Raw genomic sequence first — 23,169 nt, forward strand, 5'->3', positions numbered from 1 at the left:
TATGTTTTTTGCATTTATTCGTCAAAAGCTCACTTTAATTTGGCGTAGACCAGAGGAGCTACAAATTTTATTAGGTACCCCTATTGTCATTATACTTATTATTCATTTTGCAATTGGTGGGCTAATGGACGGCAATTCATCTGTGCAAGTAAAAATGGCTATGATGGAGCAAGATGGGGACAGTGAATTGCTTGCCTATTTACAAAGCCAGTCATTTGTTAAGTTAACAACAATTGATGCGGAGTCACTAGAGGAAGTGAAAGAGTCCAATGAGTATAGTGCTGTCATTCATATGCCCAATATTTATTTGAATCATAAAAAAGAATTCACGTCACGTATTGTTCAAAATATGATGGATAACTATCAGCAGCAATTAACATGGCAAAGTGCAGGGGTTGCAGCTCCAGTGATTGAATCATCGATTGAAACAATCCACCAGCGTCCGCCTGTTGCGACAAGTGCCTATTATGCTTTTGGTTTGAGTGTGATGTTTGTTTTATATTGGGTCGGCATTATGGCAGCGCAAGCGTTGCGAGAGAAGGAAAATCATATTTTTGACCGCCTGGTGCTTGCGAACATTCCACCAAAGCTCTATTTATTAACAATTTTGCTATCAACGATGGTATTGGCCATGCTACAAATGGTTATTTTATTCGCAATCATTTACATGGTGTTTGGTGTTGTTTTTGAAAGCATGCTCGGTTATGTGGTGACAACTGTTTGTATAGCAATAGCAGTTGGCGCAATGGCAGCATTTTATTCGGCACTCAATTACCGTAATAATTCCTATGAAGCATCGTCATTATTTAATACAGCTTTCGTCGCAATCCTTGCTTTGCTTGGTGGCACATTTTTTAACTTAAGTGTAGCAGTGCCACAGCTTGCAAAGTTAGGGCATTTTACACCAAATGGCGCAGCGCTACAAAGCTATTTATTGTTACAGCAAGGTGCAGACTTTGTTCAACTAGTGCCATATTTATCAATATTGCTTATTTTAGCAGTCGCCTTTTTTGTAGCAGCTGTGCGTATTTTTCCTAGAAAGGGAGGGGTTGCATGATAGCGATTTTTAAAACGAAGTGCTTATTGCTGATTCGCAATCCGTTACATTACATTATTTCAACACTCATTATTTGCCTATTTGTCTATTTAATGGGGTACCAATCGAATGAATCGATGGCGATAGCTTCCTCGCTCAATGAGGAGAAAACGACACAAATATTGCAGGGAATGCCATTCTATAATTATGAATTGCATACAGAGGAAGAGGCAAGGAAGCTTGTCGAAAAAGGCAAAATGAAGGTGGCCATTTTTTTATACGAAAAGGAATTTAAGCTTGTGGTAGCGAGCGATTTTATGGATAGCGCACTTTTGCAAAATGAGTTAAAAATGCAGTATCAAAAGGCTTTGATAACAAAAGAGTTGTCACCTGCTTTTCAACTAAACTATGAAAATGATGAGTACATTTATTCACATAGCTTGTTGATGCTGTTTTCCTTTTCTTTATTCATGGTCATTTATACAGTCGCTTCAGGGGTTAGCTATATTTTAGCGGAGCGCAATTCGGGTGTCTGGGACCGGCTGCTTGTATCGAGCATTAGTAAATGGCAAGCGTACACAGCAAATTTAGCCTATGCATTTTGCATTAGCTATGCCCAGATGATACTTGTATTTTCTATTTTTCATTATGTAGCAGGTGTTGATTTTTATGGGAAATTTATCTATGCGCTACTATCGTTGATTCCTTATTTACTATGTGTTATAGCATTGGCAATTTTTATCGCATCAATCACGAGTACAGTGAGCCAATTTAATACAATGATGATGGTCATCGCAATATCCTTCTCCATGCTTGGTGGTTTATATTGGTCGCTTGAATTTGTCAGCTCACCGATTATTTATGCACTGTCCTATATTTCACCGATCAAATATGGCTTAGAAATATTAAACGGTGTCACATTATACAATAGTACATGGAATGAGCTGCTACAGCCTATTAGCATTTTGCTGTTTATGGCAGTTGTCTTAATGGGTATCGGCATTAACATGATGGAAAAGAAGGCAAATGTATAAAAGAAGGCTGCCCGAGAAAGCATGGGCAGCCAAGTTGCTGATATAATTAGTATTTCGCTGATATATTCATAAAAGTCGCCGATATAATTGGAATTTCGCTGATATATTCTCAAAAGCCGCTGATATCATTTGAAGTTGCCGCTAGAACGTCAAAATTTCCATACTTCAATTTACAACAGATAAATAAATTTTGACAGAGCCATCCTGTGCATAATGCTCAAAATCTGTGCTATAGGCTCTCGGTATAGCGCTTTGCCAAATCGTTGTCCATGCAAGAAATACCGCATTTGGCTGAGACATATCGACATCCATGACCTCATATTGTCCAGCAGGTATGATGACTGCATTTGCTCCAACTTGCTCTGTGCCAATCGTTAAATCATAATCTCCTGTAAAGTCGCTTTCGTAATTGTGATAAATAGCGAAGATATCTCCTTGTAAGCCGCTTGCCATCATCTTTTCCCATAGCTGCCCAATCGTTTCTGGCGAATTATTGTTTGTGCGAATGCTTGTCCCTACAATTTTCTTTTCTGTAATTGTTGTTTTCAATGTGAACTCCTCCTTCTTTTATGCCAGTATAAAGAACGAAGGATGACAACTGTCTGTCAGCTTTCTAAAATATGTTGAATTTCTTGCAAATGCTTTTGCTGAAGCCAATCAGGTGCCAATATTTTCACTTTACTGCCGAACATACGAATAAAAGGGAGAAGGTCATTCGTTATATCATAGGAAAATGTTACGATAATATGCTCTTGCTGTATGATAAGCTCCTCCTCTGTAAAAAAATCATAAAGCTTCCCATGCTCGCTTAAAGCAAATTGTAAAATGATTTTCTCTAATTGAATAGAGCGCGTAGCTTGAGATGCGAGAAGGGGTAGCTTCATTGATATATCAGCTACTTCCATCGATCGAATACGTGTCAGCTTAAAAAGTCGATAAGCTTCACGCAGTTGACAAAAGGCCTCTACATACCAGCTACCGTTTTGCAAATGGAGCTTGATTGGTAAAACGATACGTGTCGTGAAATGTCCGTTTTGCGCAACATATGAAATTTCAATCGCTTGCTCCTGCTGAATAAAAGAAAGAAGCTGCTGAATTTTATGCTTCGTTTCCTGCTCAATAATAGCTCGATGCAAAGTTGCCTGTGTCAATGTGAAGGGCACTTGCTCCTCGTGAAAAAGGGCAAGCTTTTGCTGCAAGGAAGAAAGCTGCTGTCCTTCGAAAAGCTGCTGTTCTAATGTGACGCCGTCCATAACTAATTTTTTCTCCGCATCGCTAAATGTTAATTTATCAAGCTGATAGCGCTCTGCCAATGTGAAGCCGCCATTTTTACCGAGATGTGAAATAATCGGGACACCAGCCGCACATAACGAATCAATATCTCGATAAATTGTGCGCTTGCTAACCTCTAATTTTTCAGCTAGCTCCTCCGCAGAGACAAGTCGTTTATGTAATAAAAAAACGACAATCGCAAACATTCTTTCTATCTTCATTGATCCAGCCTTCTTTCCAAATAGAAATATGATAAAATAATTTCAACTTAAGTATAATGTTGACATAGGGGGAATGATAAATGAAGCATTTTATTTCAAAGGAACACGCCATTTACGCGATGAGTGCAGATAATCAGCCTGCTTGTAAAGTACAGAGTGGCGATACAATTGTATTTGAGGCATATGATTGCTTTACAAATCAGATAACTAGCGAGAATCAAATAGTTGAAGCTTTAGATTGGAATAAAATTAATCCTGCGACGGGCCCTGTTTTTATCGAGGGAGCTGAGCCTGGGGATGTAGTAGAGGTGGACATTCATACCATTGACATTGGTGATACGGTAACGTTAATGACAGGTCCTGAGCTTGGTGTCTTAGGTGATGAGTTAGATACGATGACAATTAAACGTGTTCCAATCGTCGAGGGCAAGCTACAATTTACAGAGGATATTCAAATTCCCATGAATAAAATGATTGGCGTTATTGGCACGGCACCTGCACAAGATGCGATTAGCTGTGGTGTACCTGATGCGCATGGTGGCAATATGGATACAACCGCCATTACAGAGGGGGCAAAGCTGTATCTTCCTGTTAGTGTGAAGGGAGCTCTCCTTGCACTAGGTGATTGCCATGCTGCAATGGGAGATGGTGAAGTATCGGTATGTGGTGGCGAAGTACCTGCACAAGTAACGGTAACAGTGCGTGTGCTAAAAAATCATTTAGTGCCAACCCCATATGTCATTAATGGCGATACAATTAGTACAATTGCTTCAGCCAAAACATTGGACGAAGCAACGGTAATGGCGACGAAAAATATGGTGCGTGTGATTCAACAATCCACAACATTAACGGATGCCGAAGCGATACATTTACTATCCTTGGCAGGGCAGCTGCGCATTAGCCAAATTGTTGACCCAAACAAAACGGCCCGTATGGAATTGCCGCTGCATTATTTGAAAAATTTTCATTAATTGAGAAGCTCACTGCTAAATGGTGGTGAGCTTTTTTCATTTAAAAATTTTTGAAACTATTTCGTTTAGCTAGCCGTCTAAACATAAATTTGAAAGGAGGCGGCATTTTGCAGCAAACGCTAGAACAAGCGATACATACACATTATACGATGCTGCTAAAGCTCGCTTACACGTATGTAAAAAATCGCGAAATGGCACAGGACATTGTGCAGGATGTATGTGAAAAGGCAGTTGAGAAGGAGGCAATCTTTCGTGGAGAGGCTTCCTATAAAACATATTTAATTCGAATGACGATTAATCGTAGCTATGATTATTTACGTAGCTGGAAATATAAGCAGCATGCGATTATGCAAAGCTTTCATATCGATACACCTGAACAGCGTGCATTAAAAAAGGACACACAGGCGCAGCTTGGGTTAGCCATTTTAAAGCTCAAGCCTATTTATCGAGAAATCATTGTGCTGTATTATTATGAGGATTTTTCTATTCCCGAAATTGCGCTGATTTTAACAATACCTGAAGGAACAGTGAAAACGAGATTAAAGCGTGCACGAGAGCAATTGAAGAAGAAGCTAGGAGGAATGGTACTTGATGAATAAAGAGGTGAAGGCAAGCTTAAACCAGATTTTTGAAGTAGAACTTTTGCAGCAACCACTCAAAAAGAAACCACGTTCATGGCTTCCGCAATTAACGGTAGTGGGTGTTGTAATGATTGGACTATTATTATGGATAAGTGGCTCATGGACAGAGCATACTGCCAATACACCGTTACAGCAGGAAGCCATTTTTGATTTGCAGGGCACATATGTAGGTGATAACAGTAAGGTCAGCTACATTTTAAATTACGCTTTAGGTGAGGAAAGCTACGACTCTTTCGCACTACAAACAAAGCAGCAGCCATACGGTATTATTGTCAATACGACTACACCGTTAGCAAGTGAAATAAAGTATAGGGTAGCCCTCTATATGTGGACACTTGTGCAAAATGTAGACTATATACAATTTGAGACAGAAGAGCAGAGTGCCACACTCACAAAGGAACAATTTTCAATGATTGATTTCATCGCAATTCGTGATGAAGCTACATTAAATAGCACAAAGCCGCTTCCGTTAAATATGAACAATAAGGAGTTAGCTACTGCACTAAAAGAAGCCATTGGCACAGCGGAGCAGGAGCAAGGTATCGTCAATTTGATTGTTAACAAAGCAGACTATATGTTCAATATTGAAGAGGAACATTATTACTTATGGCTCAATGAGCAAGAAGCCGTCTTTGTTAAAGCCTCCGATACGGGGACATTATATAAAGTGACAGCAAAAGCTTATCAGCAGCTTTATTCTCACATTGAAATTCGCTAGCTGATTTGCTATGATGAAAAAACATATAGTTAATTCGTTGATGTAGCCAAGTAAATAAAGAATTGTGAAACAGAAAATATAGCAATTGCTGAGAGCTATATCACCGCTTCTTTATTGAAACCTACTACGGAGAAGTTACCGGCTCGTTCCCGTTAAACAACGTTCGAGGGCTTTAAGCAATTAAAGCTAAAAATAGGTGGTACCACGTTTTCTATGCATAAAGACGTCCTAATTCAGGATGGCTTTATGCTTTTTATTTTGTTAAAAAAGGAGTGCATAATGAATGCAACAGGAAAATGAATTTACAAAATGGTATTTGAAGACAATTCAAGACGCAGAGTTAATGGACTATACGCCTGTTCGAGGCTGTATTACGTTCCGCCCAGATGGCTATGAAATTTGGGAGCATATTCAAGCGGAGATGGACCGTCGATTTAAAGAAACAGGGCATCGCAATGCTTATTTCCCAATGCTTATTCCCGAATCATTTTTCCAAAAGGAAAAGGACCATATTGAAGGCTTTTCACCAGAGCTACCTTGGGTAACAGAGGCGGCAGGAGAGCAGCTTGAGGAGCGCTTAGCACTTAGACCAACCTCTGAAACGATGATAGGACATCTTTACTCCAAATGGGTGAATAGCTATCGTGATTTGCCGCTGTTGCTCAACCAATGGGCAAATGTTTTTAGATGGGAAAAGAAAACATTACCGTTTATTCGTACATCCGAATTTTTATGGCAAGAAGGGCATACCGCGCATGAAAATGAGGAAGAGGCACGTAATGAAACGATGCAAATGCTCGTTATTTATAAAGAGGTTGTCGAGGAGCTTTTGGCGATTCCAGTTTATGATGGCACAAAAACTGTATCAGAGCGTTTCGCAGGTGCCGTTGATACATTTTCAATTGAAGCGATGATGAAGGATGGCAAGGCAGTGCAAGCAGGAACATCGCATTATTTAGGAACGAAATTTGCTGAGGCATTTGATATTAAATTTTTAAATAAAAATAACGAGCATCAATATGTCCATACAACGTCTTGGGGCACATCCACACGACTAATCGGCTCTGTTATTATGGTGCATGGTGATGACAAAGGCTTAGTGCTACCACCAAAAATTGCACCAACACAGGTCGTACTGATGCCAGTAGGTCCATTTAAAAAGCACCCAGAAATTTTAGAGAAATTGGAGGAAATTCATCAAGCTTTAAAGGCGAAGGGCATTCGTGTTAAACTTGACGATTCAGACCAAACAGCGGGCTTTAAATTTAATAAATGGGAGCAAAAAGGTGCTGCGCTACGCGTGGAGCTAGGGCCACGTGATTATCAGAACGGGCAAGCTATTATAAAAGCGCGCGATGAAGAAGAAAAACAAACAGTACAGCTTGAGCAGCTAGTGACGGTGATTGAAAAAGAGCTTGAAGTGATGCAAGCTCGTTTACTGACAAAGGCACGTCAATTTAGAGCTGCTCATTCGCACACGACAATCGATTCTTTACCACAGTTGCAGCAGCATATTGAAGCAAATGCCGTTCCAGGATGGATATTAGCAGGCTGGTGTGGCAGCACCGATTGTGAACAAAAGGTGAAGGAGCAAACAAAATTCACAACACGCAATATCCCATTCCAGCCACCTGCTCAAAAAGAGACATGTATTTGCTGTGAGCAGCCAGCACAGCATACGGTGTGGTTTGCAAGAGCATATTAACAAAAATAAATTGGCACTTTCCAACTACTTGTTTGGAAAGTGCTTTATTTATGCAGATAAGGAAATGAAATTTATGCCATGTTTCAAAAATAAAATGAACTTTCTAATTCTCCCATTTGTATAGTAAGTAAATACATAAAAAAATGGAGGGTTTTAGATGAATCTTTCTTTACAGAAAATTGTTAAAACATATGATGGGAAAGCGGTGTTAAATCACTTTTCAGCATGCTTTCAAGCAGGAGGCTGCTATTTGCTATTAGGTGAAAATGGGGCAGGAAAATCAACCTTGGTGAAATGCATTGCGGGAGATGTGCCATACGATAGTGGCACAATGCATTATCCTCAGCCGTTAGCTGATTGTGTAGCTATACAGTATCAAAGCTTTGATAGCTATAGCCATTTGAAAATATCTGAAGTTATTCGCCTTTTTCAAGCATTGACAGAGGAACCAAGGGATTTAACAGAGCTGTATCATTTGCTTGAATTAGCTACATATAATCATGTTTTAGTAAAAAATGCGTCGGGTGGCCAGCGCAAGGCATTGTCGATTTATTTAGCATTTTTATTAAATAAACCGATTATTTTGCTTGATGAACCATTTGCAGATTTAGATTTAATGAAGAAAAAGCAATTAGCCAGTTTTTTGAAAAAAGATATTGAACAGACGCAGCGCATTATTGTTATCATTAGCCATGAGGTAGCGGGCTTTGAATCTTTATTTAATGAGATTTATATTTTAAAAGAAGGTCAATTGGCGGATTGTGGTACTTTGGAGGCGTTGGAAGAAAAATATTCTAACCCTGTGTTTAAAGGGATTGAGGGTATTTATTTTGAAGTGACAGGTAAAGTATTAGGAGGGCAAGTAGGATGATCAAACAAATTACACGTACATTTATATTGGAAAGCATGCGTAATTATGGTGTAGGTTTTGGAAACATACTTCCGGCATTTATTTTTTTAATTCTATCTTTTATCATAAAATCTGTTGTCAATGAGGAAACATTTCAATATATGGTGAAGGGGCAATTTTTACCTGTTTCCATCTTATTATTGCTCTTCTCTTTTGCCTTTTCTAGCGTCACAATTTATTTAGCGGATATGAAAGCGAATCGCACATTTGATTGGCTGAAACGTACAAAGATCACAGCCTCCACTTACTATCTAGGTATAGGGATCGGTGTGTTTGCATTAGCAAATATGGCATTAGTAGTATTATTAGCTTGCTATAAACTAGTAATTGATATTGCATGGGACCATTTCTTTCTTATATTATTTATATGTAATTTTGTCTTGCTTGCATTATATCCATTAAGCTTTATTTTGGCAGGGCTTTTTAAAAATGGAAAAATGGCACAAAGCATGCTTGTACCAGTTATGATTTTATTGATGTTTTCGATAACGATGACAACGATGTTTTTAACGCTTGCTGGTAAAGACCCACAGCAATATTTCATTTTTTTAGTGTGGAATCCGATGCTTTATTTGAATGATAGCTTACAATATTATTTAGGTTTAACGACAAATACATGGCTTCCTCTATATCAATATTTACTTATTTTGGCAGGGTGGAGTTTGGTACTGGCATTAATTGCGCGCAAAGTTTATCACAGATAGGAGGGAAACATGATGGGAATTGGCTGGATAGTTTCATTAATTGTCGGTGGGATATGGGTGATTGTTATATTAGCCATTATTATACCGTTTGACCGCAAGCATGTTGTACGTGAAAATCGCAAAATTAATTATCATAAAACAACGATTTACTTACGTTGGAATGTGTTCGATACAATCATCTTTACATTAGGTATATATGCAATTGGCTGTGTGCAAGCATTGAACTGGCTTATTTCCAGTGGACAGGATGTCACAAACCCCTATGTACAATTTTTTACAAATCAATCACAAGTATGGGTAATTATCATTGTTATTTATTCATTTATACGTATTTCCAGTACATTAAAAGCCATTAAGGCACATTTAGGTGATAAGCTCGATGATGACAAATGAGAGCTTGATGAATGCTTATCAAAAGGGGGATGACGAGGCATTCAATCAGTTATATCAGCAATTATATAAGCCTCTGTATAGCTTTTTATTTCGCTATACAGGGGAGGAGCAGTTAAGCGTTGATATTGTGCAGGATACCTTTGAGCAATTGCAAAAAAAGCGCCATGATTTCGATGCACAAAAGGGCATGGTAAAATCATATATTTTTCAGATTGGTTATCGCCTGTTAATGAATAAGCTGAATCGCAGAAAAAGGTTGCGCAGCTTTTTTCCGTTTTTAGTGCCGATACAAACGACTTCTTTTTCAGCAGATGATAAACTAGCTGTACAGCAGGCGATTGCAAAGCTGCCAGAAAAGCAACTTGGCGTTATTTTGCTTGCCTATTATCATGATTTACCACAGGAGGATATTGCGAAAATTTTGGAAATACCTATTGGGACAGTGAAGTCGAGATTGCATCAGGCATTAAAGCGTTTAAAAGAAGAGTTAAAGGAGGATTTCCATGCTAAATGATGAGTGGAAAGAGGAGCATGAATTGCAGCGGCGACTCGATCAATTTGACGTGCAAATTCCTGAGAAACTTGTGACTTATAAAAAAAGTCGTTGGGATCGTTTTATTACTTATTTAGGCTCGCCTGCAAAAGACCCGTTAGAGAAATGGAACAGTACGTCAACAGGGTACACAATGTTAAGAATTGCCCCAATTATTTGTGGATTTGTCTTAGCAGTTGTGCAATGGCTGAGTATAGGATGACAAGGTGGATGGAATCGGATTTCATTGATTCCATCCATCTTTTTAATTTTGGTAACGCAGCATATTCCAAAAGCCGATATCCTCAAAGCCTAAGCGTTTATAAATGGCGCCAGCCGCAGGGTTATCGTAAAATAGGCAAAGTGATTTGCCTTCATTTAAGAGCTCACCACATAGCTTTTGCATACATTTTGTCGCATAGCCCTTTTTCTTATAGCCGTCACGTGTTGCCACAGCAACGACCATTGCTGATAGGCTGTTTTCAGCAGTTGTCGAGGCAGATGATACCATGACATCGCCCTCACGCATGAAATAGGTGCGACCTGTTTTGCTTTCTAAAACGCGCAGCTTGCTTTCGACTGAGATAGGGCTGCCTGCAAATTCAGGAATTGTTTTGAGCAGCTCAACATTTTCTTCAATTGTCTCACGTGTAAGTAGCTCGATATTTTGTAAATCGTGGTCCTCATAAATTTTTTGTAGGGCTGTACATTTTGCGTAATAGAGCTCTTTTTTTGTGAATAGTTCTTTTTGGATAAATGGCTCAAGTTGATCTGTAATATCCTTTAAGCCAGATAACTCTGTCGCGTTTTCATCACTGTTAATAATTGCTGCAAAGCCTTGCGTGTCAAAAGCACCCTGTGCATATGGAATATAGTTGCCCTCATATTTTAGTAAAACTGCAATTAACTTGTCTTCTTCAAATTGTCCCCAAACTTTTTGGAAGGGCTGATCATAGCCAAATACCTCTATATCGCCGATAATAAAAAGATTTTCGGCAGGCTGTTGCTGGACGAGCTCCATGCAAATGTCATGGTCCTCAGCTGTTAAAAGTCGTATCATGGTATCTCCTCCTTAACGGTAAATTAATCCAATGATAGAGAAAATGTATTTGCATGTCAATGGGGAATTTGAAAAACGTAGAATAAAAGCAGCAGCATATTGAAAAAAGCGAGGGCTCTACGCCTCGCTTTATAAAATATTTCCTAAACGCTTAATGCCTTCCTCGATAATTTCAGGTGTGGAGTTTGTATAGTTTAAACGCATTGTATTAACATTGCCTGGATTCACATAAAACGGATTGCCAGGCACAAAAGCGACTTTTTCATCCATTGCTTTATTGAAAACATCCATCGCAGAGCGTCCATCATTCATAGTTGCCCAAATAAACATACCACCTTCAGGCTTTGTGTAGGATACGTGTGCTGGGAAGTATGTCGCCATCGCTTGCAGCATCGCATCGGATTGTGCTTTATATAAGTCTTTAATTTTTTGAATATGCTGCTCAATATCATTATTTAATAAATAATCAGCAATGACATATTGTGAGAACACATTTGTGTGCAAATCTGTAGCTTGCTTTGCTGTCTCGATATGCTGTAGGAGCTCTTTGTTTTTCGTAATAATAAAGCCAAGGCGCATCCCAGGTGTGACAATTTTCGAGAAGGAGCCAAGCAGCACGCTGTTTTCCAATTTGCCTGCACCGATATAAGGAAGGTGCTCACCTTCAAAACGCAGTTCCCCATAAGGGTCATCCTCAACTAAAATCACATCATGACGTGCAATGAGCTCATACACTTGCTGGCGCTTTTCCAGTGAGTACGTGAGTCCTGTTGGATTTTGGAAATTTGGCACTGTATAAATGAATTTGACATTTGGCTGCTGTAACGCTTGCTCTAGCTGCTCTAAATTCAAACCATCTTGTTCCAATGTTACAGGGTAAAATGTTGGCTCAGCTAAAGTAAATGCTTGAATCGCACCTAAATAGCCTGGTTCCTCAATAATAATGCCGTCTCCTTTATTGATTAAAACCTTTGCGAGTAACTCCAATGCTTGCTGTGAGCCTGTTGTGAGTAAAATATCATCAGCATCTATTTGTAAGCCATAACGACGATTATATTTATTTGCGATATATTGACGTAAAGGTAAATAGCCTTGAGTTGAGGCATATTGGAATAGTTTAGCACCATGTTGCTTCATTGCACGATCGATGGACGTATGCATGTCATCTAGTGGAAATGAAATGGGGTTTGGTAAACCGCCTGCAAATGAAATGACATCATCTGCCTCAGTTACCTTTAAAATATTGCGAATAAATGAAGAGGGGGTATTTAAAATTCTGTCTGAGTACTGCATGTGAACAACCTTCTTTGTTTTAATTTTTCGAAAATTATAACATTTTTAAATTCTCTATACAATACAATATTGGAATGTAAATAAAAAAAGTTTATAAGCAAGCTTTTTTATGAAAGAAAGTAGAAAATGCTAGCGTAATAAGCGTATAATAAATGAGGTGAATTTCATGAGGAAAGAAGGTTGTCAATATGACTGTTGCATTAGTATTAGGTGCAAGTCTTGCTTTAATAGCAATTGTATTAGGTGCATTTGGCGCACATGCCTTGAAGGATAAATTTCCAGAGCCAAGATATGCGGCGATTTGGGAAACGGCTGTACAGTATCATATGTATCACGCATTAGGACTAATTATTGTTGGTATTTTAGGCTATGACACACTATTAGGAGTATCGACAATTTTACAATGGGCAAGCTATTTAATGGTAGCTGGCATCGTGTTCTTTTCAGGTAGCCTATACATATTAGCAGTTACAGGTGTGAAAAAGCTCGGCGCTATTACGCCAATTGGTGGGCTACTATTTATTGCCGCATGGGCATGTGTTATTGTAGCAATTATATAGAATGAAATGACTATTGAGCATCTCGCTTAATAGTCATTTTTTTATCAGCGACTTCTAAAAAAATTTCCAAAATTGCAAGCTAAATTGAAAAAATGACAGTCTAATATGTATAGAGAGGTGAAAAGTGTGAATGAACGGCTAATACGACAAGCGCAAAGCGGGGATGATACGGCATATATTGCGCTCTTTCAGCAATATGAGCAGGAGCTGTATGCGATGGCATATGTTTATGCAAAAAATCAGGACGATGCGCTCGATATTGTGCAGGAATGTGCCTATCGCTCTTATAAAGCAATTCAACAATTGCGAGACGTAGCTTATTTTAAAACATGGCTCATTCGCATTTTAATCAATTGTGCTCACGACTTGTTAAAAAAGCGACCATATTACGAGGAATTACACGATACATATCTCATTGAAGAACCAGTAGAGCTCGATATGCATTTCACATTGCAAAGTGTGATGCAGCATTTATCAATGGAAGAAAAGCATGTCGTTTTACTGAAATACTATGAGGATTTTACATTTGAACAAATTGCAGACGTTTTGCAATTAAAGCTTGGCACGACGAAAACTATTTTATATCGTGCGTTGAAAAAATTGAAGACAAAGCTTGTGGAGGAGGGAATAGCGGATGAAATCTTTAAAGGATGAAATGCGACAAATTGAGCAGCCAGCAGAGCTACATAAGCATGTAGTCATTGGCATTGAGCGTGCTGCGAAAGAAAAACAGCGAAAAAAATGGCTACCTACTTTTTTAACAATCCCGTTAACCGCAGCAGTTGCCTATTTTATTTGGCTTGTATCAACAGCGCCAAATTTGGAGCACAATACGCAAGCAGCTGGGCTAGTGCAGCCATTAACGAACACATATTGGCTGGCTAGTATTTGTACAGTTCTTCTAGTAACGATAGTATGGAACCTTGGAAAAAGTCATAAAAAATGGCGCAAACAATGGGCGCTTACTTTGCTTGTTGCTTTGTCATGGGTGTGGAATAGCGCCTATTATGAGGCGCAGCAGCTACCAAGACCGTATGTGTATCCAGTAAGTGTGAATTTAGAAGAAAGGTCAGGTTATCAATCTATTTATATCCATGCAATTATAAATAAAAGTGAGTTTGAAAATACAATACGCGCAGTTGTTATTAATGATACAACGTTTGCGGTAAATGGTGATTACAGCTTGAGTTTAGGGAGTACAGCACATCATATGACAACGAATGCAGCGCTTAATTTTCAAGTAGAAGATTTAAATCGATTAATGATGCAGCGTTCGCCAATTGAAGCCTATGCTCTTTTTTTAGATGGTGAAAAAATTCCTTTCGATATCCAATTTACACAATTTGTTCAAGGGGATGATAGCGAAGGGTTTGGCTTTGAAGTGGATTCAAATGGCAATCACAAAGAGTTATTTAAAACAGATATGACTACAATTACTGCTATTACACCGCCTCCTGTTATTCAGCACTATAAATTAGAAAGCCGTGGAAAGGTCATTAAGCGTGTCAATATGGCTGGAGAAGAGGATATTGATTTGTTGCCATATGCGATAGATGATACCTTGCTAGAACTTTCCTATCAACTGAGCGATGAGAGGGAGCTACGCAGCTATCAAAGTTTATATTTTATTATTGAAACGACAGATGGCACGATAAATAAAAGAGCGAATATCCTTTTCCCCCCATTTTCCCACAAAATCGTCAAAGAAATACGACAGGAGATGATAGCGAATGACTGAGCAATGGCAAATTGCGCTGAAATGGTTGCGAAGAGGTTTAATTTGTTCGACTTTGACGTTTTTCTTACCCTATGTACATGCATTGGCGATGCTCGTTATTTTCTATAGCGTATGGAAGGTGCCTGAAAAAAGTAAGTTAAAAGGGGCTATTTACATCCTATTGCTTATTGTTATGGCAGATGAGCTATTGTCAGTGAAATGGTATACGCAATATATTATTTTAGAGGACATTGTCAGCTGGCTATTGTTCATATTTAAGTATTTAGCGATGCTTCTCATTATTTATATGCTAAAGCCTCTTTCAGAACAAACAGATAGTATGCGAGCATATAAAAAAATAGAGCGATTCGCTACATTTGTTGTTGTTGCTTCACTTATTGCGTTTTCCTTTGGCATGAATATGATGGAGAATGTTCAGCTAATGATTGTTTTCGTAACAGCATTTTTTTATCTGGCTTTAACTATCTTACTTATTCGATTTGTCAAAATGATGCTACGAACAGGCTTGCAGTTTTTAAAATAGAAAAATGCATGAAATCAAGGTAGTCCCTGATTTCATGTGTTTTTTAATTTTTCTTTTTTGCTTGACGCTCCCAAATTAACAAGGATGGAAATGGATCGAAAGCCCATTCAGTGCGTCCGTCAAATTTATACATGCCATAATGTAAATGTGGTGGAAATTTACCGGAAGTTCCTTCTTTGCCATAGCCTGAGCTGCCAACATAGCCGATAATTGTACCTGGCTCTACAATATCGCCAATTGCTAAATCAGGATGGAAGGAGGAAAGATGTGCATAATAATGGTACGTATTATATAAGTCACGAATACCGATACGCCAGCCACCATATTCATTCCAGCCCATCACTTCAATCACACCATAAGAGGTAGAATGAACAGGCGTTCCATAGCTTGCAAATAAATCTGTTCCTTCATGCATTCTGCGTCCACCCCAGCCACGGCTTGCTCCCCATGTGCCTTTATAGCTATAATTTGCACGAATCGGAATTGGAAATGCTCGTTCAGCTAAGGCAACGGTGTTGTATTTTTTATAAATATTGGCGATGACATGTATTTGGTTAATAGCTTGCTCATTTTCGTAATATTTCTCTAGCGCAGCTTGAAAAGTACCTGCTTCTCGATGTGCTTGATGCAAATAGCCAACGAGTGTGCGCAAAACATCAGCATCCTGTGTTTGATCTGCTATTCCATCCTCATTGCCATCAAGTCCATGCCCGCCAAAATAAGCGATAGTGGCAGGTGAAGTATCTTCTACAGAAGGGTTGAAGGGTCCTGACCAAAAATGTGAAGGAAATTGTATGGAAAGTATTCCCTCGCGTGTTGCCAAGTCCTTGCGAACAGCTTGAATATTGCGCTCATATTGATCGATGGCAGCGAGATAGTACCAAGGAACGATAGGGCTTTCAAATTCATAATAATAGGACATCCTTTGTGCGTATATTTCTTCTTGCGAAGGCGTTTGCTGTGCATGGCTAGGTGTCGCAATAAGAAAAATGCCAAGTAGTACGAAGCAAAATATTAATTGGAAGCGATTCATTTTCTATTCCCTCCATTCTACACGTATAACATAACCAATTTTTTTTATTTTATGAGTTATGCATGACATTTTACATGCTGCTACTTTCATTAAGGCATTGAAGGTTTATATTCAGGGAATGTTGATTTAAATGATAAATTTTTGTTCAGATTTTGTTTAGCAGGCTCTGTTAATCTTAATTTCTACTATTATTTTTAAAAATTCTCATAACAATTAAGTCTTTAGTCCTTTTAGAATTTTTAATTGCTGCTGAAAAGTAAGGAATATGTTATTGTGCACATGGAATTAGCCTTTATAAATAAATTTAATTGCTATAAAACAATTTATAGCAAAAATATAATAAAAAACATAACTTTTGTATCTTATATACAATATTAAATAATCCTTTAAACCTATTCCAATCTACAGATAAAAGACGATACTTAAAAATATAGGAAAAAGGAGTGATTTTCTTGGGTAGTGAAATATACAAAAAAGCATTTGATTTAAGCGAGAAAATAAAAAATAAGCAAGCTGTAGTAGGGATTATCGGCCTAGGATATGTAGGTCTACCACTTGCACTAGAAATAATACAGCAAGGATTTACTACAATTTGCTTTGATAAAAATATAAATAAAGTAAATCAACTAAAGCAAGGCGAGAGTTATATTACAGATTTACCATCAACAAACATAGAGCAGGCTTTAGCAACAGGACGATTTGAGCCAACAGCACAATTTGAACAGCTCCATGAAGTAGATATCATTGTTATTTGTGTTCCAACACCTCTTGATAAGGAAGGTAATCCAGATATTACATATATTATTTCTGCGGTTGAGCAAATTAGCCTGCACATTAAGGAAGGCACACTCATTATTTTGGAGAGCACAACTTACCCAGGCACAACGAGAGACATTGTTGGTGCAGCGATTGAGCAGCAAGGCTACACAATAGGGGGAAATAGCTTCATCGCATATTCACCAGAGCGAATTGACCCAGGCAATAGCAGCTTTAATGTAACAAATACACCTAAAGTAATCGGCGGTATGACCAAGGAATGCACGGACTTAGCACAATTATTTTATGAGCATGCATTGCAAACGAAGGTACATCGTGTATCTACACCAGAAGTTGCTGAGATGGAGAAGCTTTTAGAAAACACGTTTCGTCAAGTGAATATCGCCTTAGTAAATGAATTAAGCAAAGTATGTCATACAATGGGTATTGATGTTTGGGAAGTAATTGATGCGGCAGCAACGAAGCCCTATGGTTTTATGAGATTTACACCAGGGCCTGGTGTTGGAGGACATTGTATTCCTGTAGACCCAAAATATTTATCATGGGCTGGTCAACAGCATGGTACAGCTGTCACATTAATTGATGCAGCTGATAAAATTAATGAGTCAATGCCACAATTTGTTGTTGAAAGATTAACAAATTATTTAAGTTTGCAAAGCAAAAAGCTTGAAAAAGCTGATATTATAGTAGTTGGTGCGGCATATAAGCCAAATATTAATGATGTAAGAGAATCGCCAGCATTACCGATTATTCAATTATTACAGGAGCAGCAATGCACGCTCCATATTATTGAACCTTTTATCGATATTGTACAAGGGATTAAAACGGTAGAGCTAACAGCTGATTTAGTACAACAGGCTGATGCTGTATTGATTATTACAAATCATTCTTCTATTGATTACGAATTAATAGATCGTCATGCAGCACTCATTTTTGATACGCGTCAAACGGCATTTTCATTTGAAAATGCGAATTATTATAAATTATAAGGGGTTTATTTATGCGGAATTTACTATTCTACAGCATTATAGCGATGCTGCTGTTAGCAGGCTGTCAGGCTGATGCAAAGAAGAATGCTATAGAAGCGGTAGAGCCTTCCATTGATGTAGTTGAATCTGATGGTACATTAAGCGAGATGATTCAATCTGCTAATATTTTACAATCAAAAATGGCTCTTACATTTAATGGGCTTGCAGACGAGCAAACAATGCTAAAATTACTGGAGCAGCTAGATAAGTATTCGATAAAGGCGACTTTTTTTCTTGAGGGAATGCGTGTCGCACAGGAGCCAGAGCTTGTGAAAAATATTATTGAGCGAGGTCACGAAGTGCAAAGTGGAACATTGTCCTTTGTTGATATGACAACGCTAAATTACGAGCAAACGTATAAGGATTTATTTTTAACAAATCAAATTTTTGAGCAGCACTTAGGCTTTAAGCCTCGATATGTGCGTAGTCGCTCAGGAGATTCAACGGAAAATATGCAGGCTGTAGCATCGATGCTTGGGATGTCAGCTGTTGTCGAGTCGTCTATTAACCCACAGGATCGCAATATGCAAAGTGCTGAGGAGATTGCTGCGTATATTGAACGCTTTGCTAATAGCGGAGCAGTTATTCATTTAAATACGTATATTAATCCAGCTGTAATTGATGCGATTCCATTATTAGCACAATCGTTAGAGGGCAAGGGCTATACGTTGACGACATTGGCGGATGTGGTCAAGGAGCAGTACACAGTAAAGCCATTGGAGGAAATTGAAGGTTATGATGCACTTCAATTTAACCTGGATTATGAAAATGTAGAGCCTTTTATTTACTATCGCAAAAATACAACGAAAAAGGAAGTTGTGCTAACTTTTGACGATTGGGCAAGCGAAGAGCGAACAAAAGAAGTGTTGAGCGTATTACGTCAATACAATATTAAAAGTACATTCTTTTTAATTGGTAAGCGTGCGGAGGAAAACCCGCATATAGCAAAACTAATTTTAGATGAGGGACATGAGATTGCCAGCCATTCCTATAATCATGCAAATGTAACGAAAATGTCACCAGAAGAATTGCAGGAGGATTTAATTAAAGCACATCAAGCATTAACATATGCACTACAGCAATCCCCGCTACTTTATTTCAGACCTGCACAAGGTGAAATGGATGAGCGCACAGCGAAAATCATTGCAGCAACAGGTGTGAAGGTGATTGCTCTATATGATATTGCGTCATTCGACTGGAATTTAGACTATACAGCACAGGATATTTATAAGCGAGTAATGGATCGAATGGCACCAGGGAAAATTATCGTTATGCACGTGTTAGATGGGACGCAAACAGTGGAGGCTTTACCTTTAATTATTGAACAACTACAGCAGCAAGGTTATTCCTTTAATAAACTGTCCACATGGATTGAACAAGATATTGATGAGAAAGTAGACTGATACGGATGAAAAAAACAAAAGAAATATTGATGACACCGAGACCCGATAGACGTATTTTGTCAAACATTCCCGACCCTGAAAACGTACGAAGCCTCGTTGATCGTAGAGGGGCTACTTATCAAGAGGCAGAGGTGAGTGTAGCGGATGTGAATGAGCTTTTTCGTTTGCAATCATTAAGCATGCGCTATATTTCAGCCTTTCCTGTGAAAATTATACGAGAAGGCAAGCAAAAGAAAACCTCGCATAAGTTTTATTCAGAGGATATTTCAGTAACAGGCATTCTTGTTTATACAGATACACCGAATATTTTTAATGTAGATGAAGTGACGACAATGCGTTTTAAAATTCCAGGTGGTGTAATGCCGGAGGGCTATGAAGCGAATGTCAAAATACAAGCAAAGATGGTACGTGCATTTGAAAAAGAGGTTGATGGTGAGATACGCTACTATTATGCTTATGAATTTTTGCAGCCTTTAAATGAATATATGGTGAAAAAGCGTTGGGGTATGTCCATTTTTGTATCAAGCTTAGTGTTATTTTTAGTATCGTTAATCGTTGTATTAATGCGTGCTGAAAGTGTGATATATTTCCAATTTAATAAATTTCTCTATTTTTATAGTATTATAGCGGCAACATTTTTATTAAGTCGTTATATATTTGGTATGCTATTTCGCAATGTACCGATTAATCCAGATTACGAGCCAGGCGTTACAATTATTATTCCAGTATTTAACGAGGAAAAATGGATTCATCGTACAATTTTAAGCTGTATTAATCAATATTACCCTGTCGATAAGCTAGAGGTAATTGTTGTAGATGATTGCTCAACGGATAAGACCGAGGAAAAGGCGAAGGAAATGATTGAGCTGATTAATGCGGAGGGAGAGCGCTTCAAAACGAAGGAGCGTTTAACATTTTATAAGCTTCCTCAAAATGGCGGAAAGCGAGAGGCGCTTGTTGCAGGGGTGCATATGGCGAAGCATGATTTAGTTGTCTTTGTGGATTCGGATAGCTTTTTAGAGCCGAACGCAATTCGCAATATTGTACAGCCGTTCCAAGACCCTAAAATGGGCGGTGTTGCTGGACGTACAGAGGTGGAAAATAAATTTACTAATGCGTTAACAAAGCTACAAACAGTTCGTTATTATATTGCCTTTCGTATTATGAAAGCGGCAGAATCCTGGTTTGATACAGTAACGTGTTTATCTGGACCGCTTGCGTGCTATCGCAAAGACCTCGTTTTAAAAAATGAGGAGGCATGGCTGAATCAAAAGTTTCTAGGACAGCCAGCTACGTTTGGGGATGATCGCAGTATGACGAACTACATTTTGCAAACACATCGTACTGCCTATCAAGATAATGCGGTATGTTCGACAATTGTTCCGTCTGACTCAAAATCGTTTTTATCGCAGCAAATGCGTTGGAAGCGTTCTTGGCTAAGGGAGTCATTGCGTGCCTTCACTTTTATGTGGAAAAAAGAACCCTTCATGTTTTTATTCTTTATTGTCGGTTTAATCGTACCGATTGCTGCGCCAATTGTCGTTGTATATAACTTGCTTTGGGTGCCAATTGCACACGGCATTTTTCCAACAACATTTATTGTTGGGCTGTTATTAATGGCGATGTTAATGAGTTTAGCACATTTATACTTTAGAAAAAGTAAATTATGGGCGTTCGGCTTTATATTCGTTTTATTTTACGAATTTGTCTTGCTGTGGCAAATGCCAGTTGCTTGGGTGACATTTTGGAAGTCCACTTGGGGAACACGTGAAACACCACAGGACGTATTAGAACGAGAAAGAAAAGAAGCGAAAAAAGCACAGCGTAAAAGAAAATGGAAAAAAGGACATAAAGGTGTGAGCGAATGAGTAAAAATAATACAGTGCTGAATCCGAAGGCAAAAGACCGTAAAAAAGTTATTCGTTCCATTATTCAGGCAGTTATTGTTATCATGCTTGCAACTATTTTAATTCGAGCTATCTTTTTAATGAATAAGTTTGAAGAAGCAACCGCACCTTTAACAAATGAAGAGGGCTTTGTTGCCTTATCGTATTTCGGTGTAAGTCGTGGTGAATCGCCGAAATACGTATCAAAGGGCAATTTAGATAAGCAATTATCACTGTTAGCAAAGCAGGGCTACCAAACAATTTCTCAGCAGGATATTATTGATTTTTATGAGCAAGGTAAGCCGTTGCCAGAAAAGGCTTTGTATTTATCATTTGAGGATGGACGGACAGATTCGAGTATTTTTGCTCAAAAAGTATTAGAAAAATTGAATTACAAAGCAACGATGTATACGTATGCCAATAAAATGGATACGAAAGATACAAAGTTTTTAAGACCGAAGCATTTAAAGCTGATGGAAAACAGTGGTTATTGGGAGCTTGGGTCAAATGGCTATCGCTTAACATATATCAACGTTTTCAATGATAAAGGGCAATCGTTAGGTGTTATTGATGAAAATGACGTGCCAGATAAAATGATGATTGAATATTATAATCACTATTTAATGGATTTCCTTCGAGATGAATACATGATTCCGACAGAAACAAGGGCGGAAATGGAGAAGCGTATTACAACAGACTATGAGCTAATGCATGATATTTATACAGAAACGTTAGAGGAAATGCCAAAGGCGTATGCAATTATGCATGCAAATGCGCTTTATAATAACATGGATACGCTTGTGGCAAATGCCAATGATCAGCAAATTAAAAAGCTTTATAAAATGCATTTTAACCGAGAGCTGGATGCCTATAATGAGGCGAATGCAGATATTTATAATTTAAGTAGATTGCAAGTTTCCCCATATTGGTCAACGAATCATTTAATGATGAAAATTCAACAGGCTAGCAATAAAAATGTGGAGTTTGAAATTGGCAATCATGAAAAAGCAGAGCAGTGGACGCTCGCTAATGGGGCAGCAGAGTTTTTAAATAATGAAATTATTTTAACTTCCATGCCAGCGATAGAAGGAACGATGTTTTTAAGAGAATCGATGCCACAAGCATACCAAATGGAATTTGATTTTTATGGAAATATTGTAGGAGAGCAATCCGTTTTTATCAATTATGATGCTACAGCGAATAGTTATCTTCGCGTTATGTTAAAGGATAATGAAATCATTGTCTATGAAAAACAGCCGAATAAAGAGGAAAATGAAATTGAGCGTCATCCATTGAAAGAGGTTGAGTGGAGCGGTGAGGATTATGCCTTTAACAAAGCGACCGTATACTCTTACAATGATACACAAGAGGGCTCCCGCATTGACGAGGAGGAATATCCTCGCAATTTAAAAAAGCGACGTCATTTTTCAGTGCAAGTAGAGCAAAATGAGCTTCAATTATCGGTAGATAAAGAACTATCAGCGAATATCGCAATTTCTGAGGCAATCCAAGGGACGCAGATTGGCTTCGCTGCATCTTATTCTAAAAAGGATACGACACATGAGCAATATGCAGATGATATTTATGATACAGTGATTGAGAATATTAAAATTACAGATGCAGAAGAAGAAGTCGTATTTACAAACCAATATACAAAATTCGATAAAGTGAAGTATAATGTCACTACATGGTTCAATAGACTAGTTGATTTCTTCATTGAAACCTTCTAAG

At 38.3% G+C, this 23,169-nt stretch carries 24 protein-coding genes; 19 read left to right on the top strand and 5 right to left on the bottom strand.

The window, feature by feature from the left end; translation table 11 throughout:
- The first annotated feature begins 1 nt into the window (after position 1).
- Together M3Z76_RS03350 and M3Z76_RS03355 are read left to right on the top strand one after the other, a co-directional pair.
- On the top strand, positions 2-1,057 hold the full coding sequence (locus M3Z76_RS03350; protein ID WP_293920990.1) for an ABC transporter permease: 1,056 nt from the start codon (positions 2-4) through the stop codon (positions 1,055-1,057).
- Positions 1,054-2,070, top strand: a complete 1,017-nt coding sequence (locus M3Z76_RS03355) for an ABC transporter permease (RefSeq protein ID WP_293920988.1) — start codon at positions 1,054-1,056, stop codon at positions 2,068-2,070. Before M3Z76_RS03350 ends, M3Z76_RS03355 begins: the two co-directional genes overlap by 4 nt.
- A 165-nt stretch (positions 2,071-2,235) precedes the next feature.
- On the opposite strand, the gene M3Z76_RS03360 is transcribed toward M3Z76_RS03355, so the two are convergent.
- Both M3Z76_RS03360 and M3Z76_RS03365 read right to left on the bottom strand, forming a co-directional pair.
- Positions 2,236-2,619 (bottom strand): GyrI-like domain-containing protein, encoded by a 384-nt coding sequence (locus M3Z76_RS03360; RefSeq protein ID WP_293920987.1) that lies wholly within the window; start codon positions 2,617-2,619, stop codon positions 2,236-2,238.
- A gap of 56 nt (positions 2,620-2,675) precedes the next feature.
- Positions 2,676-3,563: a helix-turn-helix transcriptional regulator gene (locus M3Z76_RS03365; protein WP_293920986.1), complete on the bottom strand. Its 888-nt coding sequence runs from the start codon at positions 3,561-3,563 to the stop codon at positions 2,676-2,678.
- Between the two features lie 80 nt (positions 3,564-3,643).
- Here M3Z76_RS03365 and M3Z76_RS03370 point away from each other — a divergent pair, with 80 nt between their 5' ends.
- The 9 genes from M3Z76_RS03370 to M3Z76_RS03410 all read left to right on the top strand — a co-directional run bounded on the left by M3Z76_RS03370 (position 3,644) and on the right by M3Z76_RS03410 (position 10,360).
- Positions 3,644-4,534 (top strand): acetamidase/formamidase family protein, encoded by an 891-nt coding sequence (locus tag M3Z76_RS03370; RefSeq protein WP_293920985.1) that lies wholly within the window; start codon positions 3,644-3,646, stop codon positions 4,532-4,534.
- A gap of 107 nt (positions 4,535-4,641) precedes the next feature.
- Positions 4,642-5,133 (top strand): RNA polymerase sigma factor, encoded by a 492-nt coding sequence (locus M3Z76_RS03375; RefSeq protein WP_293920984.1) that lies wholly within the window; start codon positions 4,642-4,644, stop codon positions 5,131-5,133.
- Positions 5,126-5,893, top strand: coding sequence for a DUF4825 domain-containing protein (locus tag M3Z76_RS03380; RefSeq protein WP_293921134.1), 768 nt, complete (start codon positions 5,126-5,128; stop codon positions 5,891-5,893). Before M3Z76_RS03375 ends, M3Z76_RS03380 begins: the two co-directional genes overlap by 8 nt.
- Positions 5,894-6,176: 283 nt before the next feature.
- Positions 6,177-7,598, top strand: a complete 1,422-nt coding sequence (gene proS, locus M3Z76_RS03385; RefSeq protein WP_293920983.1) for a proline--tRNA ligase — start codon at positions 6,177-6,179, stop codon at positions 7,596-7,598.
- Between the two features lie 157 nt (positions 7,599-7,755).
- Positions 7,756-8,469 carry an ATP-binding cassette domain-containing protein gene (locus tag M3Z76_RS03390; RefSeq protein WP_293920982.1) on the top strand — a complete coding sequence of 238 codons (714 nt, stop codon included), beginning with the start codon at positions 7,756-7,758 and terminating at the stop codon, positions 8,467-8,469.
- Positions 8,466-9,212 carry an ABC transporter permease gene (locus M3Z76_RS03395; RefSeq protein WP_293920981.1) on the top strand — a complete coding sequence of 249 codons (747 nt, stop codon included), beginning with the start codon at positions 8,466-8,468 and terminating at the stop codon, positions 9,210-9,212. Before M3Z76_RS03390 ends, M3Z76_RS03395 begins: the two co-directional genes overlap by 4 nt.
- Positions 9,213-9,221: 9 nt before the next feature.
- Complete coding sequence (locus M3Z76_RS03400; protein WP_293920980.1) at positions 9,222-9,605, top strand: group-specific protein; 384 nt, start codon at positions 9,222-9,224, stop codon at positions 9,603-9,605.
- Positions 9,583-10,119 carry an RNA polymerase sigma factor gene (locus tag M3Z76_RS03405; RefSeq protein WP_483310140.1) on the top strand — a complete coding sequence of 179 codons (537 nt, stop codon included), beginning with the start codon at positions 9,583-9,585 and terminating at the stop codon, positions 10,117-10,119. The genes M3Z76_RS03400 and M3Z76_RS03405 overlap by 23 nt, the downstream gene beginning before the upstream one ends.
- On the top strand, positions 10,109-10,360 hold the full coding sequence (locus M3Z76_RS03410) for a hypothetical protein (RefSeq protein ID WP_293920979.1): 252 nt from the start codon (positions 10,109-10,111) through the stop codon (positions 10,358-10,360). The genes M3Z76_RS03405 and M3Z76_RS03410 overlap by 11 nt, the downstream gene beginning before the upstream one ends.
- A 42-nt stretch (positions 10,361-10,402) precedes the next feature.
- On the opposite strand, the gene M3Z76_RS03415 is transcribed toward M3Z76_RS03410, so the two are convergent.
- Together M3Z76_RS03415 and M3Z76_RS03420 are read right to left on the bottom strand one after the other, a co-directional pair.
- Positions 10,403-11,197 carry a GNAT family N-acetyltransferase gene (locus M3Z76_RS03415; RefSeq protein WP_293920978.1) on the bottom strand — a complete coding sequence of 265 codons (795 nt, stop codon included), beginning with the start codon at positions 11,195-11,197 and terminating at the stop codon, positions 10,403-10,405.
- A gap of 129 nt (positions 11,198-11,326) precedes the next feature.
- Entirely contained in the window at positions 11,327-12,490 is a 1,164-nt protein-coding gene (locus M3Z76_RS03420; RefSeq protein WP_293920977.1) for an aminotransferase-like domain-containing protein, read from the bottom strand.
- Positions 12,491-12,678: 188 nt separating this feature from the next.
- Between M3Z76_RS03420 and M3Z76_RS03425 the strand changes: the two genes are divergently transcribed.
- The 4 genes from M3Z76_RS03425 to M3Z76_RS03440 all read left to right on the top strand — a co-directional run bounded on the left by M3Z76_RS03425 (position 12,679) and on the right by M3Z76_RS03440 (position 15,311).
- On the top strand, positions 12,679-13,050 hold the full coding sequence (locus M3Z76_RS03425; protein ID WP_293920976.1) for a DUF423 domain-containing protein: 372 nt from the start codon (positions 12,679-12,681) through the stop codon (positions 13,048-13,050).
- A 126-nt stretch (positions 13,051-13,176) separates the two neighbouring features.
- On the top strand, positions 13,177-13,704 hold the full coding sequence (locus tag M3Z76_RS03430) for a sigma-70 family RNA polymerase sigma factor (protein ID WP_293920975.1): 528 nt from the start codon (positions 13,177-13,179) through the stop codon (positions 13,702-13,704).
- Entirely contained in the window at positions 13,685-14,788 is a 1,104-nt protein-coding gene (locus M3Z76_RS03435; protein WP_293920974.1) for a hypothetical protein, read from the top strand. Before M3Z76_RS03430 ends, M3Z76_RS03435 begins: the two co-directional genes overlap by 20 nt.
- Positions 14,781-15,311: a hypothetical protein gene (locus M3Z76_RS03440; protein ID WP_293920973.1), complete on the top strand. Its 531-nt coding sequence runs from the start codon at positions 14,781-14,783 to the stop codon at positions 15,309-15,311. Before M3Z76_RS03435 ends, M3Z76_RS03440 begins: the two co-directional genes overlap by 8 nt.
- A 43-nt stretch (positions 15,312-15,354) precedes the next feature.
- Here the strand turns inward: M3Z76_RS03440 and M3Z76_RS03445 are convergent, their stop codons facing one another.
- The gene (locus tag M3Z76_RS03445) at positions 15,355-16,344 is read right to left on the bottom strand and encodes a M23 family metallopeptidase (RefSeq protein ID WP_293920971.1); all 990 of its coding nucleotides are present in this window, start codon (positions 16,342-16,344) and stop codon (positions 15,355-15,357) included.
- 452 nt (positions 16,345-16,796) lie between these two features.
- On the opposite strand from M3Z76_RS03445, the gene M3Z76_RS03450 reads away from it, so the two are divergent.
- Genes M3Z76_RS03450 through M3Z76_RS03465 form a run of 4 tightly spaced genes read left to right on the top strand, consistent with a single transcriptional unit; the run spans position 16,797 to position 23,168 of the window.
- Positions 16,797-18,110 (top strand): nucleotide sugar dehydrogenase, encoded by a 1,314-nt coding sequence (locus M3Z76_RS03450; protein WP_293920970.1) that lies wholly within the window; start codon positions 16,797-16,799, stop codon positions 18,108-18,110.
- Between the two features lie 11 nt (positions 18,111-18,121).
- A complete protein-coding gene (locus M3Z76_RS03455; protein ID WP_293920969.1) occupies positions 18,122-19,552 on the top strand; it encodes a polysaccharide deacetylase family protein in 1,431 nt (476 codons plus the stop codon).
- A gap of 5 nt (positions 19,553-19,557) precedes the next feature.
- On the top strand, positions 19,558-21,420 hold the full coding sequence (locus M3Z76_RS03460) for a glycosyltransferase family 2 protein (RefSeq protein ID WP_293920968.1): 1,863 nt from the start codon (positions 19,558-19,560) through the stop codon (positions 21,418-21,420).
- On the top strand, positions 21,417-23,168 hold the full coding sequence (locus M3Z76_RS03465) for a polysaccharide deacetylase family protein (protein ID WP_293920967.1): 1,752 nt from the start codon (positions 21,417-21,419) through the stop codon (positions 23,166-23,168). Before M3Z76_RS03460 ends, M3Z76_RS03465 begins: the two co-directional genes overlap by 4 nt.
- Position 23,169: the final 1 nt, after the last annotated feature.

This window comes from Metasolibacillus sp. (assembly GCF_025291715.1).
Taxonomy (GTDB): domain Bacteria; phylum Bacillota; class Bacilli; order Bacillales_A; family Planococcaceae; genus Metasolibacillus; species Metasolibacillus louembei.

What these genes read in the sequence shown, in the direction of transcription:
- M3Z76_RS03465 (WP_293920967.1), top strand. Translation starts at nt 21,417, where the DNA reads ATGAGTAAAAATAATACAGTGCTGAATCCGAAGGCAAAAGACCGTAAA.
- M3Z76_RS03370 (WP_293920985.1), top strand. Translation starts at nt 3,644, where the DNA reads ATGAAGCATTTTATTTCAAAGGAACACGCCATTTACGCGATGAGTGCA.
- M3Z76_RS03420 (WP_293920977.1), bottom strand. Translation starts at nt 12,490, where the DNA reads ATGCAGTACTCAGACAGAATTTTAAATACCCCCTCTTCATTTATTCGC.
- M3Z76_RS03425 (WP_293920976.1), top strand. Translation starts at nt 12,679, where the DNA reads ATGACTGTTGCATTAGTATTAGGTGCAAGTCTTGCTTTAATAGCAATT.
- M3Z76_RS03355 (WP_293920988.1), top strand. Translation starts at nt 1,054, where the DNA reads ATGATAGCGATTTTTAAAACGAAGTGCTTATTGCTGATTCGCAATCCG.
- M3Z76_RS03435 (WP_293920974.1), top strand. Translation starts at nt 13,685, where the DNA reads ATGAAATCTTTAAAGGATGAAATGCGACAAATTGAGCAGCCAGCAGAG.
- M3Z76_RS03365 (WP_293920986.1), bottom strand. Translation starts at nt 3,563, where the DNA reads ATGAAGATAGAAAGAATGTTTGCGATTGTCGTTTTTTTATTACATAAA.
- M3Z76_RS03400 (WP_293920980.1), top strand. Translation starts at nt 9,222, where the DNA reads ATGATGGGAATTGGCTGGATAGTTTCATTAATTGTCGGTGGGATATGG.
- M3Z76_RS03440 (WP_293920973.1), top strand. Translation starts at nt 14,781, where the DNA reads ATGACTGAGCAATGGCAAATTGCGCTGAAATGGTTGCGAAGAGGTTTA.
- M3Z76_RS03455 (WP_293920969.1), top strand. Translation starts at nt 18,122, where the DNA reads ATGCGGAATTTACTATTCTACAGCATTATAGCGATGCTGCTGTTAGCA.
- proS (WP_293920983.1), top strand. Translation starts at nt 6,177, where the DNA reads ATGCAACAGGAAAATGAATTTACAAAATGGTATTTGAAGACAATTCAA.
- M3Z76_RS03410 (WP_293920979.1), top strand. Translation starts at nt 10,109, where the DNA reads ATGCTAAATGATGAGTGGAAAGAGGAGCATGAATTGCAGCGGCGACTC.
- M3Z76_RS03390 (WP_293920982.1), top strand. Translation starts at nt 7,756, where the DNA reads ATGAATCTTTCTTTACAGAAAATTGTTAAAACATATGATGGGAAAGCG.
- M3Z76_RS03350 (WP_293920990.1), top strand. Translation starts at nt 2, where the DNA reads ATGTTTTTTGCATTTATTCGTCAAAAGCTCACTTTAATTTGGCGTAGA.
- M3Z76_RS03415 (WP_293920978.1), bottom strand. Translation starts at nt 11,197, where the DNA reads ATGATACGACTTTTAACAGCTGAGGACCATGACATTTGCATGGAGCTC.
- M3Z76_RS03460 (WP_293920968.1), top strand. Translation starts at nt 19,558, where the DNA reads ATGAAAAAAACAAAAGAAATATTGATGACACCGAGACCCGATAGACGT.
- M3Z76_RS03380 (WP_293921134.1), top strand. Translation starts at nt 5,126, where the DNA reads ATGAATAAAGAGGTGAAGGCAAGCTTAAACCAGATTTTTGAAGTAGAA.
- M3Z76_RS03445 (WP_293920971.1), bottom strand. Translation starts at nt 16,344, where the DNA reads ATGAATCGCTTCCAATTAATATTTTGCTTCGTACTACTTGGCATTTTT.
- M3Z76_RS03395 (WP_293920981.1), top strand. Translation starts at nt 8,466, where the DNA reads ATGATCAAACAAATTACACGTACATTTATATTGGAAAGCATGCGTAAT.